We start from the raw sequence: 13059 nt of genomic DNA on the forward strand, positions 1-13059 counted from the left end.
CTCCTACTGTGCCGTCACGGGTGTGCCGTGACGCAGGGTGAGCAGATTCGTGGTGATCACCCGTTCACCGGGTGTCACACCGCGCAGGACCGGATAACGATTGTTCTGCAGCGGCCCGAGCTGCACCGGGCGCTGCAGGGCGAATCTGCTGCCCGGGGGCAACTCTCGCAACTGGTCCAGAGAGGCCTTTCCGGGGTTCTTCTCCAGATCCTGGAGGCTGCCGAGGGCGAACACGAAGCTCTGGCCTGCCGTCTGGGTGACAGCCGCGAAGGGAACCGAGGGCAGATCGGCCGCAGCGAGCTGGACCCTGGTGCGCAGCCGCAGACCGGTGCGCAAGGCGCCGGTGGGATTGGCGAATTCGGCCTTCAGCAGCAGGGCCTGGTCGCCGGCGTTCACGGCCGGATCAACGGAACTGACCACCCCACGGGCCAGCACCTTTGAGGACTGAGGCTCTTGCAGAATCACCGGTAGTCCGGGCCTGACCCGGGCGGTGAGCACACCGGGCACGTCGATGCGGGCCATGAGGCGGTCGTTTCGCACCACCTTGGTGAAGGGATCGCCGGCACTGATCACATCACCCACCTTCACCTGCAGATCGCTGATCACCCCATCGGTGGGGGAGCGCAGATCCCGGAAGGCCAGATCGGCCTCGCGGGCCCGCAGGGCCTCCCTCGACTGCACGAACTGGGCGCGGAACTGATCGCGCTGCAGGGCACTGGCCGCTCCCTGGCGCACCAGGAACTCGAAGCGCTTGTAGTTCAGTTCATCCCTCTCGAGCTGAGCGCGCAGACTGGCCACATCAGCACGCACCTGCACCTGATCGAGCACCATCAGCAGCTGCCCCTGACGCACCACATCGCCCTGTCGCACCAGCAGGCGCTCGATGCGTCCCCCGGCCTGGGCCGCCAGCTCCACCACACTGAGGGCTTCAAGCGTGCTGATCGTGTCCACGTCGTCGCTGAAACGGGCCTGGGTCACGGGCTCCGTCTTGACCTGAACCTGACGAGGGGGTGGCTTGGGGGGATCCCCACAGCCGCTGAGACCAGCCGCCAGCAGCCCCAGAGCGGCCGGAATCACCAGACAGGAACGCTTCACGCAAGGTGACAAGAGTTGCCCGATTCTGCAGCCCGATGACGCCGGCTGCAGACCCCGGGGGTTGATCCCAGGATTGTCCTCTCATCGCCATGCAGCCCTTGAGCGACCTGTTCAGCCATCAGGGGGACATCACCCGCCAGGCCCTGGCACCACTGGCGGACCGCCTGCGCCCCCGCAACCTGGAAGAGTTCGTGGGGCAGCAGGAGATCCTCGGTCCAGGGCGGCTGCTGCGGCGGGCGATCCAGGCCGATCGGGTGGGCAACCTGATCCTTCATGGGCCGCCAGGGGTGGGCAAGACCACCCTGGCGCGAATCATCGCCAGCACCACCCGGGCCCATTTCACCAACCTCAACGCCGTGCTCGCCGGGGTCAAGGACCTGCGCGTCGAGGTGGAGGCCGCACGCCAGCGGCTGGAGCGGCACGGCCTGCGCACCCTGCTGTTCATCGATGAGGTGCATCGCTTCAACGTGGCCCAGCAGGACGCCCTGCTGCCCTGGGTGGAGAACGGCACCGTGACCCTGATCGGCGCCACCACCGAAAACCCCTACTTCGAGGTCAACAAGGCCCTGGTGAGCCGCTCCCGGCTGTTCCGCCTGCAGCCGCTGGAGCCCCGTGATCTGCGGGTGCTGCTGGAGCGGGCCCTGGCCGACGGGGAGCGGGGCTATGGGGGCCGGGCGGTGGAGCTGAGCCCAGAGGCGGCCGATCACCTCCTCGATGTGGCGGGGGGTGACGCCCGCAGCCTGCTCAACGCCCTGGAGCTGGCGGTGGAGAGCAGCCCCGCCGATGCCACCGGGGTGATCCGGATCGACCTGGGGATCGCCGAGCAGTCGATCCAGCAAAGGGCCGTGCTCTACGACAAGCAGGGGGATGCCCACTTCGACACGATCAGCGCCTTCATCAAGTCGCTGCGGGGGTCCGACCCGGATGCGGCCCTGTTCTGGCTGGCGCGCATGGTGGAAGCCGGAGAGAATCCCCGCTTCATCTTCCGGCGCATGCTGATCTCCGCCGGGGAAGATATCGGTCTGGCCGATCCCCAGGCGATGGTGGTGGTGGAAGCCTGTGCGGCGGCCTTCGAGCGGGTGGGACTGCCGGAGGGGCTTTATCCCCTGGCCCAGGCCGCCCTCTACCTGGCGGGTGCCGAGAAGAGCAACAGTGTGCTGGGTTTCTTTGACGCCCTCAAGAGTGTGCGGGCCACCAACCGCCAGGACGTGCCCTCCCACCTGCGTGACGCCAACCGGGATGGGGCTGCCTTCGGTGATGGGGTCGGCTACCGGTATCCCCACGCCTACGCCGAGCACTGGGTGGCCCAGACCTACCTGCCCGCAGCCCTTCAGGGCGAGGTGTTCTGGTTGCCGGGACGCCTCGGCTGGGAGGGGACACTCCAGGAGCGGCTGCAGCGGCGACGTGCCGCCCAGCTCTCGGCCGCGGCTGAGAGCTCCGCCGACTCGGGCCTTCTGCTCAGCAGCGGGCCGGATGACGCTGGACTGGAGCGCTGGCTGCAACGCCAGGCCGGAGCAGAGGGTGAGCGGCTTGACCAGCTGCGCCAACGCTTCTGGGACGGAGCCCGCTGGCAACGGCAGGACCGGACTTTGATCTTCGCAGCCCGCTCCCTGCTCTGGGCCCTGGATCCCCTGGAGGCCAGTCCAGAAGGGGGCGTGCTGATCGGCGTGAATGCGGCGGCGGATCTGGAGCGGCTGCAGGCCCAGAGCCAGCTGCTCGACAGCCTTCGCAGCCCGCGGCTGCTCCTGCTGGAGCCCTCCAGCCCCCGGAAGCTGGCCGCCGCGATCGAGCCAGGGGAAAGGTTCGAGTGGCTGGTGGCCCGCTCGCCGTTCCAGGGGCTGGCGCCAGCGCTCTGGCTCCAGTGGTTGCAGCAGCTGAATCAGCTGAGCAGCGCCAGGGCGCAATGGCGCCTGCTGCTGAGTGAGCCCCTGCTGGGGCCGGCCGGCGCGCTCACTGAGCTGCTGGAGAAGCCTGGGGACCCTTCCAACGTCTCCAAGGACCCGTCACTGATGAACCTGTTGCAGCGCCTCAGCCTCCAGGAAGAGGGCTGGCTGGCGCCTCATCCCGGCGCCACTGAACTCTCCGCAGCGCTGGAGGAGCTGGGATGGGCGGTGGAGCTGGAAAGCTGGCAGGAGTTCCTGACTCTGGAGCTGAGCGAAACCGCCCTTCAGCGCTGGTTCGGCCCGGAGGCGCCCTACCGCGGTCGGCTGGAAGCTGCGATGAGCGCTGGGGAGGTCAATCGGCTGGAAGCAGGATTTCGCGATCGGATCGGAGCGCGTCTGCCCCAGCGGCTGCGCCACAATCGCCTCATCGCCCGCCGCCCGGCACAGTCGCCGTCGCCGTCGCCGCAGGCAGGGGGGGCGAACCGTAAGCAGCCATAAAAAAACCCCGGCAATGCCGGGGTGAGGAAAACGATTGGGGCACCTGGACGGAGCCAGGAGGTGAGAATCACCAGAGGCCGCGGATGGGCTCGGACTCGAACACAGGAGCAGGGGCAGGGGCCGTGCGCACCTGGGCCACAGGATCGGTCATCTGATTGGCCTGGATGCAGGCCGGCAGGAAGACGTACCAGGAGAGCAGGGAGGTGCACTGGGCTTCACCCTGGCACTTGCCTTCGGCGCAGATGTTCTGCTTGCCGTCGTAGGTGCCGCAGGTGTCAGCCAGGCGGAAGTCGGTGGGAAGGGCGGCCATGATGCCGGCCGAGGAGATGGAACCATCGGCGGCGTCAGCGATGATCGCGCCCCGCAGGCCCTGCACCGCATAGGTGGACATCGACCAGTAAGGGAAGTAGCTGCGGGTCTGGTTCTTGAGGAACTTGACGCCGGCGTCGGAGTAGAGGAAGCGGGACACACCCACCACATCGACGCTGTAGCTCTTGGCCAGACCGGTGCGCAGCTCGTCGGCGGTCCAGCCGGAGCGGGAGATCCCGCCAGCAAGACCGCGGTCGGTCACGTCACCGTCTTCGATGAAGGTTTTGAAGGCATCCAGATCGGTGGACCACACGGCACCGCCGGTGTTCCAACGAACGGGGAGATCATTGTCCACAGCAGCCGAGGCGGGCAGAGCTGTGACAGAAAAAGCTGCTCCTGCAAGGAGACCAGCGGCAAGACGCTTCAGCACGGGATGGCGAAGGAACACCACTTTCAACCTAACCAAGTGAGTTGCACTTGCCAACAACTTCCTGCGGGAACGCAGACAGAGCTCCGGCTGGACCCCACCACAGCTCCGACTCAGGGGGTGGGCCGAAGACGCCGAAGACTCCCCAGTGAACGCCATCCCAGGGGGCAACCGAGGCGATCGGCCTGGAAGGGAAATGCTCCCGGGTCGCCCTCACCACGGCAGACCACACCCCGGGGGACACTCTCGATGGCCTCCACCCGGGCCACATAGGTTTCTTTCCCGGTGCGGGGGGTGACGGTGAGCTGGGCGCTCTGGTCATCAACCTCCAGCTGGGGCTGCATGTCCTGGGGGACCTCGATCCCGAGCACATCGAGGTAGGCACTGAAACCACCCCAGAAATAACGTGTGATCTGGGCCCCCACGAAACGGTTGAGCAGCAGGGCCGCCTGCTGCCGCTGGTCCAGCAGGGCCTCCTGAGCCTCGAGATCGGCCAGCACCACGGCTGCCGATGTCCCTGTGCGGCTCGCCAGAGGAGGCTGCAGGGTCAACTGGACCAGACCCGCGACACCGATCAGGGCCAACAGGGTGGAGAGACCGAGGCGAAGAGCGAGGGCCATCGGGCTTGGGGAGATCCACTGACCCTACCGGCCACCTAGGGTCGAACCAGGCGAACGTTGAACCATGCCGCTGCAGATCGGAGATCCGGCCCCTTCGTTCAGCCTCCCCGACCAGAACGGCAGTCCCGTGGCCCTGGCGGAGCTGCGCGGTCAGCGGGTGGTCATCTATTTCTATCCAAAGGACGACACCCCTGGCTGCACCAAGGAAGCCTGCGGATTCCGTGACCAGTGGGCAAGCTTCGAGAAGCACGGCATCAAGGTGCTCGGCATCAGCAAGGACCCAGCCGGCAGCCACACGAAATTCATCGACAAGCATCAGCTGCCCTTCACCCTGCTCAGCGATCCGGAGCCCTGCGAGGTGGCCACGGCCTACGAGAGCTACGGAATGAAGAAGTTCATGGGCCGCGACTACATTGGAATGATGCGCCACACCTTCGTTGTGGACCCCGAAGGCAACCTGGAGCGCATCTACTGGAAGGTCAAGGCGGAGGAGATGGCCCAGCAGATCCTCACTGATCTGGGCCTGAGCTGAGATCCACCAGCGCTTCCAGCGCCAGGTTCGGGGCCAGCTGAAGAGGCACCTCCGCCTGCTGCAACAGCGGGACCAGTCCAGGGGCATCACCACCGGTGAGCCAGAGCGCCGTGGGCTCCAGCCGTTCCAGCTCACGCCAGGCCTGCGCAACGGCAGCGGCCAGGCCCAGCAGACACCCCACCCGCATGGCCGGCTCCGTCTGGGCCGGCCAGAGGTCTTCGGGTTGGTGGAGCCGATCGAACCATGGGTCCGAGGGCGCCAGCTGCGGCAGAAACTCCGTGGCCAGCCCAAGGGAGCTCAGCTGGGTGCTCAGCCCGGGCTGCAACCGCCCCCCCAGAAATGTGGCATTGCCCCCCACCCGGGTAAGGCTCAGGGCCGTGCCCGCGTCGGCCACCAGCACCGCTCCTCCCCCATGGCAACCCTGGTTCCGCCAGGCCTGCCAGCCCACCAGAGCACGATCGATCCCCAGCCATGGGGGCAACCGATGCAGGGGAACGCTCGCAGGCTGAAGGCGCCGCAACTCCACCCCCTCCGGAGTCCTGGAATCCCCCTTGCCCTGAAAGGGAAGTGGGCCAACAGCGGCCCAGGCACGCAGCCGCTGCCAGGGCAGGGACGCTGGATCAGCCGGAGGCAGGCTGTGGCTGAATCGCAACCCCTGGGGCCCGGATCGAGCAGAAGCCCTGCCGGAGGCTTCGGCCCAGTGCCAGCGGCTGTTGCCGATCAGCAACCAGAGGTCGCCGTCAGGCACTGTTCAGATGCCCTCGCCCATCACACCCGGCAGGTGGATGCCGCACTCCTGCTTGAGCCCCCCGAAGCGACTGGCCCGACCATCACCGCTGTCGGGGCGGCTGGAATGCCAGTCGCCCACACTGGAGTAACCCTGATCAAACAGGGGATGCTGGGGCAAGGCGTGGTTGTTCATATAATAGAACACGTCCCGGGGGCCCCAGGAGAGCAGGGGACGCAGCGACCAGCGCCCTCTCACAGCATCCAGGGGTGTCATGGCACCGCGGTGGTCGGTCTGGCTGCCGCGAACTCCACTGGCCCAGCAGTGCACCCCCAGCTCACGGAAGAGGCGATCGAGGGGCTCCACCTTGCGCAGGCGGTGGTAGGTCTGCAGGTCGTCCACCCGCCCGGTTTCCCAGAGGCGGCCGTAGAGGGCTTCCATCCTGGCCGGGGAGAGCTCCGCCTGGGCCACCTTCAAGTTGAGATTGAGGGCCGTGCAAAGCCTGTCGGCGTAGTGGTAGGTCTCGCTGGGCAGGTAACCGGTGTCCACCCAGATCACGGGGATCCGTTCATCGAGTCGGCTGACCATGTGCAGCAGCACCGCCGACTGAATCCCGAAACTGGTGGTAAGCGCAAAACCCTCCCCGAAGGTCTCATACCCCCAGGCCAGCTGCCGAGGGGCATCCAGAGGCTCCAGCGCACGGCGGGCCTGTTCCGGATCGACGGCCCGGCCCAGCCGATCCGTCGGCAGCGGAGTCATGGTGAGGCTGGTCATGTTGACCATCATCTCCTCTGGGGCAACACCCCTGGTTAGGGTTTGATCAACAGCAGAGGGCAAGGCCTTTCGCCCATGGAGGAGTCCAGCAGCCGCCCTGCCACGCGGCCGGTTCTGATCGCCGGCGGCGGCTTCGGTGGCCTCTACACCGCCCTGGCCCTGGCCTCCCATCGGCACCATCCGCCGATCCTGCTGGTTGAACCTCAGGAGCGGTTTCTGTTCCTCCCCCTCCTCTACGAGCTGCTCTCGGAGGAATTGCGCAGCTGGGAAGTGGCCCCCCGCTACGACACCCTGCTGGCCAGCCGTGGCATTGCCTGGCTGAAGGATCGGGTCAGCCGGGTCGATGCGAGCGCTGGCTGCGTCCACACCGAGCAGGGCCGCCAGCTCCCCTATTCCCGGCTGGTGATCGCCACCGGCAGCCGCGGCACCAGCTACGGCATACCCGGAGTGGAGGACCTGGCCATTCCCTTCCGCAGCCTGGCGGATGTGGAACGGTTGCAGGAGCTGGTGCAGCATCTGCGCAGCCACCCCAGGCCCCTGCAGCGGCTGGCACTTGTCGGAGCCGGACCAAGCGGTGTGGAACTGGCCTGCAAGCTGGCCGACCTGCTCCGGGGCAGCACCGTGATCGAGCTGATCGAGCAGGGGGCCGATCTGCTGCCCCAGGCCAAGGCGTTCAACCGCGAGCAGGCCCGCTCAGCCCTGCTGCGTCGCGATGTGCGCCTGCGCACCCAGACCAGGGTGCTGGCCCTCGAGCCAGGCCGCCTCCTGCTCTCTCTGACGGCAGACAACGACGCCGGCAGCGACGAGTCACTGCCGGTGGATGGAGTGATCTGGACCGCAGGCGTGACGGTGGCACCCCCTCCGATCGAGCCCGTCGCCAGCCTCGACGCCCGGGGCCGCCTGCACTGTGAACCGACCCTGCAGTTGCGCGACCACCCCGGTGTGTTCGCGCTGGGTGATGTGGCTGACGTCGCTGATGCCGATGGAGCGCCCCTGGCGGCCACGGCCCAGGTGGCCTTTCAGCAGGCCGACTGCCTGGCGGAGAACCTGCTGCGCTCGCTTGAGGGCGAGCCACTGCAGCCCTTCCGCTGGAAGGATCTGGGCGAGATGATCAGCCTGGGCATCGGCGAAGCCAGCCTCACCGGCCTGGGGGTGACCCTGGCTGGGCCCGCGGCCTACAGGATCCGCCAGCTGGCCTACCTCTCCAGGTTGCCCGGCCTGCCGCATCAGTTGAGGGTGGCTGCAGGCTGGTTGAGCGATCTTGGCCGGCCCCTGCTGCCATGGCCACGATGATCCCGCCTGGGGCAACGGGTGCGCCGGCCGGACTGTTGCTGGATGCCGTGGGAACGCTGATCGGTCTGCGCCGGTCGGTGGGCCACACCTATGCGGCCCTGGCCGGCCAACATGGCCTGATGGTGGAGCCGGCGGCGATCGATCGGGTCTTCCCAGGGGTTTTGCGCGCGGCACCGCCCCTGGCCTTCCCCGGACTGGAGGGCCAGGAGCTGCTGGCGGCCGAGCGGCAGTGGTGGGGACAGCGGATCGAAGACACCTTTCGCTCCACAAGCGAGGAGAACAGCGAGCTGGAGCTGCCATCGCAGCTGGCCCAGGAGCTGTTCGATCGCTTTGCCGAGGCTGATCTCTGGCAGGTCTACCCCGATGTGATCGCGCCTCTGAACCGCTGGCGCGGGGCCGACCTGCGGCTGGCGGTGGTGAGCAACTTCGACCAGCGCCTGCATGGGCTGCTGCAGGCCCTCGGCCTGGCGGAACTGCTGGAGCTGGTGGTGGTCTCGAGCGCGGCAGGCGCCGCCAAACCCAGTGCGCGACCCTTTGAACTGGCGCTCGACGGCCTGGGACTCAGCGCCGGGCAGGCCTGGCATGTGGGCGACAGCCCCGAGGATGTGGCCGGAGCCCGGGCGGCCGGCATCGTCTGCCTGCTGATCCGGCGCCCTTGAAACAGACGGTCCTCGCCGGGCGTGTCTCAGGCCTTCGGCCTGCCCAGAAACGGCGGCTGGAGCGTCTCGCCCATCGCCGCCACCCAGAGCAGGGGGGAGCCGACCTGCTGGGGCTGCAGCGGCTGGCGGCCGAGGCCCGGGAGCTGGCGTTGCCCCTCAGCCTGGTGGTGGATGGCCGGGGCCTCTGCCGCTTGCTGTGGGTGGGTCCCCTGGAGCAATCGGGTCGGTTGATCGAACGCCTGCCTGGCTCCGAACGGCGCCAGGGCCATGATCTGCGCCTGCTCAGCTGCATCGGCCGGGGCCAGTCGCTGGAGCCCCTGGGCAGTGAGGCCCTGGTGGGAATGGATCTCCAGCCGATGTTCTGGCTCCGCTACGGCGACCGGGCCCGCTCCGGCGGGCGCTGGCCCGCCGCCGTCTATGGGCTCAGCTGCGACGAAGCGCAGCCCTGGAGCTGCCGGATGGAGGGAGAGCTCGCCGACCTCTGTGATCCCGGAATCAACCCCGCCGACTCCGGCGACCTGGGGGTGGCCGATGGAGGCAACCAGACCCGTCAGGGTCCGGAGCGGGTGATGCTGCTGGCGCTGGTGAGCGGCGAGGAGAGCGACAGCCAGCGTGACATCGCCGAGCTGGAAGGGCTGGTGCGGAGCGCCGGTGGCCTTCCTGTGGGGGTGGTGCGCCAGAAGCGCCAGCAGGCCGCCCCCCAGACGCTCTGGGGCGAAGGCAAGCTGCGCGAAGCGGCCCTGGAGGCCCGGCGACTCGAGGCCAGCCTGGTGGTGACCGACCGGGAGCTGACGCCGGTGCAGGCACGCAACCTGGAGCGCCTGCTGGACCTGCCTGTGAGTGATCGCAGCGAGCTGATCCTCGATATTTTTGCCCAGCGGGCCGCCAGCAGCGCCGGGCGCCTTCAGGTGGAACTGGCCCAGCTGCGCTATCGCCTGCCCCGGCTGAGCGGACGCGGCCTGAGCCTCTCCCGCCAGGGCGGCGGCATCGGCACCCGGGGGCCGGGCGAAACCCAGCTGGAGAAAGACCGCCGCGCCATTGCCCGCCGGATCGAGCGATTGCAGCGCGACGTGGAGCGCCTGGGGGAGCACCGGGCTCGTTTGCGCGGAGGCCGGACTGGCCTGAAACGGCTGGCGCTGGTGGGATACACCAATGCGGGCAAGAGCTCCCTGCTCAACGCCCTGACCAGGCCCTTGCCCGGAGAGGAGCTGCTGGCGGAGAACAAGCTGTTCGCCACCCTGGATCCCACCACCCGCCGGCTGGAGCTGCCCGATGCCGGCGGAACGGTGCATCGCCTTCTGCTCACCGACACGGTGGGGTTCATCAGGGAATTGCCGCCCCCGCTGGTGGAGGCCTTCCGCTCCACCCTGGAAGAAACCCTCGAGTCCGACGGGCTGCTGATCGTGGTGGATCTGGCCGACCCGGCCTGGGCCACGCAGCTCAGGACAGTCCACACCATCCTCGATTCCCTGGGCAGCCACGTGCCCAGGCGGCTGGTGGCCAACCAGATCGATCGCTGCCCCGCCTCCGCCCTGGAGGAGGCCCGGGCTCTGGACGCGGATTCGGTGTTCGTTTCCGCAACGGGGGGCCTCGGGTTGCAGCACCTGCGCGAGATCCTGCAAAATTGGCCGCAATCCACATAGGAAATGCGTCCATGGAGGCACTGCTCCTGGTCGCCCTCCAGCCCCAGGCTCTGATCACCCTGCTGGTGCTGACCCTGGCGGTGGGGCTGTTCATCACCGGCTGGCTCGCCCCAGAGCTCACCGGCCTGCTGGCGGCGGGCCTGCTGATGGCCAGCGGGGTGCTCGAACCCGCCGAAGCCGTGCAGGGCTTCGGCAGCACGGCCCTGGTGACCCTGATGGGCCTGTTCGCCCTCTCCGCCGGTCTGTTCCGCTCCGGCGCCATGGATCGCCTGCGGGCCCTGATCGGCTCGAATGCGGTGCGCAGCCCCAGGCGGATGATCACCCTGATGGTGGCGGTGGTGGGCCCTGTCTCGGGCTTCATCCCCAACACCCCGATCGTGGCCACCCTGCTGCCTGTGATCGAGGGCTGGTGCCACCGTCACCGGATCGCCCCCTCGAAGGTGCTGCTGCCGCTCTCCTTCGCCACCGTGCTGGGGGGCACGCTCACGTTGCTGGGCAGCTCCGTGAACCTGCTGGCCAGTGAGGTCAGCAACAAGCTCGGCTACGGAGAGTTCGGCCTGTTCAGCTTCACCGGCATCGGACTGGGGGTGTGGCTGGTGGGGGGAACGATGATGGTGCTCCTCGCTGATCGCCTCCTTCCCAACCGGGGGGTCGACGACAACGACCTGATGGGAGGGATGGCCCGCAGCGGTTACCTCACCGAGGTGCTGATTCCCAGGCGCTCGGAGCTGCTGGGCTGCTCGCTGCACGACAGCCGCCTGCAACGGCGCTTCGACCTCGACGTGCTGGAGCTGCACCGCGGCAAGGAGCGATTCCTGCCGCCCCTGGCGGACCTGTCCCTGGCTGAAGGCGACCGCTTGCTGCTCCGCTGCAGCCGTGAAGATCTGCTGCGACTGCAGCAGGAACGCACGGTCAGCCTGGCGCCGGCGAAGCTCGAAGATGGGGACCTGGAGGCGGTTGATCCGGCCAGCCAGCTCACTGTGGAGGTGCTGCTGCCCTCGGGATCCACCTTGCCCGGGGAAACCCTGCGGGATCTGCGCTTCCGCCAGCGCTACAACGCCACCGTGCTCGCCCTGCGGCGAGGCAACGCGGTGCTGCGGGAACGCCTGGGTCGGGTGGTCTTGCGCGATGGCGACGTGCTCCTGCTTCAGGCTCCCCGTGACGCGATCCGGGGCCTTCAGGCCAGCAACGACCTGGTGGTGCTGGAGCAGCTGGAGAAGGACCTGCCCTACGCCGGCCGCAAGGGGATCGCCCTGGTGATCGCCTTGCTGACCATCCTGCTCCCCACCCTGCAAGTGATGCCGCTGGTGGCGTCGGTGCTGCTGGGGACCGTGGCGATGGTGGCCAGCGGCTGCCTGAGGCCAGGGGATCTGCAGCGCTCGATCCGCCTGGATGTGATCCTGCTGCTGGGCTCCCTGGCCAGTTTCAGCGTGGCCATGGAGAAAACCGGACTGGCGGCGGCCATCGCCCAGGCGATGCTGCTGTTGTTGAAAGGATGGCCCGTGTTCTGGGCGCTGGCCGTGGTGTTCCTGTTCACCACCCTGCTCACCGAGGTGATGAGCAATGCCGCCACGGTGGTGCTGCTGATCCCGATCGCCGCCCAACTGGCTCAGGGGCTGGGCCAGGAGCCGATGGGTTTCATCTACGCCGTGCTGTTCGGGGCCAGCCAGAGCTTCCTCAGCCCGGTGGGCTACCAGACCAACCTGATGGTCTTCGGGCCAGGTCGCTATCGCTTCCTCGATGTGGCCCGCTACGGCATGCCCCTGACCCTCACCATGACCCTGCTGGTCCCCTGGCTGATCTGCGGCCAGTTCGGAATTTAGGGACGCGGGTGCCTAACCTGAACTCCGGTCATGGTTACGGCGGCGGAAGGCGCCCTTTCACACCACGATCCACACCTCTCCCTCGCACCAGACGTTTTCCCCATGACGCTTCAACTCGGTGACACCGTTCCCGATTTCACCCAGGAGTCCCAGCTGGGACCCATCAACCTCTACGACTTCGCCGGCGACAGCTGGGTCGTCCTCTTCTCCCATCCTGCCGATTACACCCCGGTTTGCACCACCGAACTCGGCGAGGTCGCCCGACTGAGGCCCGAGTGGGAAAAGCGCAACGTCAAGACCATCGCCCTGAGCGTGGATTCCGCCGAAAGCCACAAGGGCTGGATCTCCGACATCAACGAGACCCAGTGCACCGTCGTCGACTACCCGATCCTGGCGGATTCCGACAAGACGGTCAGTGACCTCTACGGAATGATTCATCCGAACGCTCTCAACAACCTGACGGTGCGCTCGGTCTTCATCATCGATCCCAACAAGAAGCTGCGTCTGCAGATCACCTACCCGGCCAGCACCGGCCGCAACTTCACAGAGATCCTGCGGGTGATCGATTCCCTGCAACTCACCGACTACCACCAGGTGGCCACGCCGGTGAACTGGAAGGACGGTGAGGACTGCGTGGTGGTTCCTTCGATCGCCACAGAGGACGCGCGCACCAAATTCCCCAAGGGTGTCACCGAGATCAAGCCGTATCTGCGCATGACTCCTCAGCCCAACAAGTGAGTGTCGAGCCCGCCGGAGGGGCGACGGCCCTTCCGGCG

Annotated in this window: 12 protein-coding genes; 7 read left to right on the plus strand and 5 right to left on the minus strand. The window is 67.6% G+C overall.

Going from position 1 to position 13059, the window contains the following annotated elements; genetic code table 11:
* Positions 1-3: 3 nt before the first annotated feature.
* Positions 4-1095: an efflux RND transporter periplasmic adaptor subunit gene (locus tag KQ297_RS01415; RefSeq protein ID WP_259737851.1), complete on the minus strand. Its 1092-nt coding sequence runs from the start codon at positions 1093-1095 to the stop codon at positions 4-6.
* Between the two features lie 98 nt (positions 1096-1193).
* Between KQ297_RS01415 and KQ297_RS01420 the strand changes: the two genes are divergently transcribed.
* A complete protein-coding gene (locus KQ297_RS01420) occupies positions 1194-3476 on the plus strand; it encodes an AAA family ATPase (RefSeq protein WP_259737852.1) in 2283 nt (760 codons plus the stop codon).
* Positions 3477-3543: 67 nt separating this feature from the next.
* Here KQ297_RS01420 and KQ297_RS01425 read toward each other — a convergent pair whose 3' ends face one another.
* Positions 3544-4215 (minus strand): alpha/beta hydrolase, encoded by a 672-nt coding sequence (locus KQ297_RS01425; protein ID WP_259737853.1) that lies wholly within the window; start codon positions 4213-4215, stop codon positions 3544-3546.
* Between the two features lie 110 nt (positions 4216-4325).
* Positions 4326-4832: a hypothetical protein gene (locus KQ297_RS01430; protein ID WP_259737854.1), complete on the minus strand. Its 507-nt coding sequence runs from the start codon at positions 4830-4832 to the stop codon at positions 4326-4328.
* 64 nt (positions 4833-4896) lie between these two features.
* Here KQ297_RS01430 and bcp point away from each other — a divergent pair, with 64 nt between their 5' ends.
* The gene (gene bcp, locus KQ297_RS01435) at positions 4897-5364 is read left to right on the plus strand and encodes a thioredoxin-dependent thiol peroxidase (RefSeq protein ID WP_259737855.1); all 468 of its coding nucleotides are present in this window, start codon (positions 4897-4899) and stop codon (positions 5362-5364) included.
* Here bcp and KQ297_RS01440 read toward each other — a convergent pair.
* Both KQ297_RS01440 and KQ297_RS01445 read right to left on the minus strand, forming a co-directional pair.
* Positions 5342-6112: a type III pantothenate kinase gene (locus KQ297_RS01440; protein WP_259737856.1), complete on the minus strand. Its 771-nt coding sequence runs from the start codon at positions 6110-6112 to the stop codon at positions 5342-5344. The genes bcp and KQ297_RS01440 overlap by 23 nt on opposite strands.
* 3 nt (positions 6113-6115) lie before the next feature.
* Positions 6116-6865 (minus strand): phosphoadenylyl-sulfate reductase, encoded by a 750-nt coding sequence (locus KQ297_RS01445; RefSeq protein WP_259737857.1) that lies wholly within the window; start codon positions 6863-6865, stop codon positions 6116-6118.
* 75 nt (positions 6866-6940) lie between these two features.
* On the opposite strand from KQ297_RS01445, the gene KQ297_RS01450 reads away from it, so the two are divergent.
* From KQ297_RS01450 to KQ297_RS01470, 5 genes are all read left to right on the plus strand, one after another.
* Positions 6941-8158, plus strand: a complete 1218-nt coding sequence (locus KQ297_RS01450; protein WP_259737858.1) for an NAD(P)/FAD-dependent oxidoreductase — start codon at positions 6941-6943, stop codon at positions 8156-8158.
* Positions 8146-8817 (plus strand): HAD-IA family hydrolase, encoded by a 672-nt coding sequence (locus KQ297_RS01455; RefSeq protein ID WP_259737859.1) that lies wholly within the window; start codon positions 8146-8148, stop codon positions 8815-8817. The genes KQ297_RS01450 and KQ297_RS01455 overlap by 13 nt, the downstream gene beginning before the upstream one ends.
* A complete protein-coding gene (gene hflX, locus KQ297_RS01460) occupies positions 8814-10460 on the plus strand; it encodes a GTPase HflX (RefSeq protein ID WP_259737860.1) in 1647 nt (548 codons plus the stop codon). Before KQ297_RS01455 ends, hflX begins: the two co-directional genes overlap by 4 nt.
* An 11-nt stretch (positions 10461-10471) precedes the next feature.
* Positions 10472-12283 (plus strand): SLC13 family permease, encoded by a 1812-nt coding sequence (locus KQ297_RS01465; RefSeq protein WP_259737861.1) that lies wholly within the window; start codon positions 10472-10474, stop codon positions 12281-12283.
* A gap of 102 nt (positions 12284-12385) precedes the next feature.
* Positions 12386-13021: a peroxiredoxin gene (locus tag KQ297_RS01470; RefSeq protein ID WP_185466737.1), complete on the plus strand. Its 636-nt coding sequence runs from the start codon at positions 12386-12388 to the stop codon at positions 13019-13021.
* Positions 13022-13059: the final 38 nt, after the last annotated feature.

The organism is Synechococcus sp. CS-205 (assembly GCF_025128255.1).
Lineage (GTDB): Bacteria > Cyanobacteriota > Cyanobacteriia > PCC-6307 > Cyanobiaceae > Regnicoccus_A.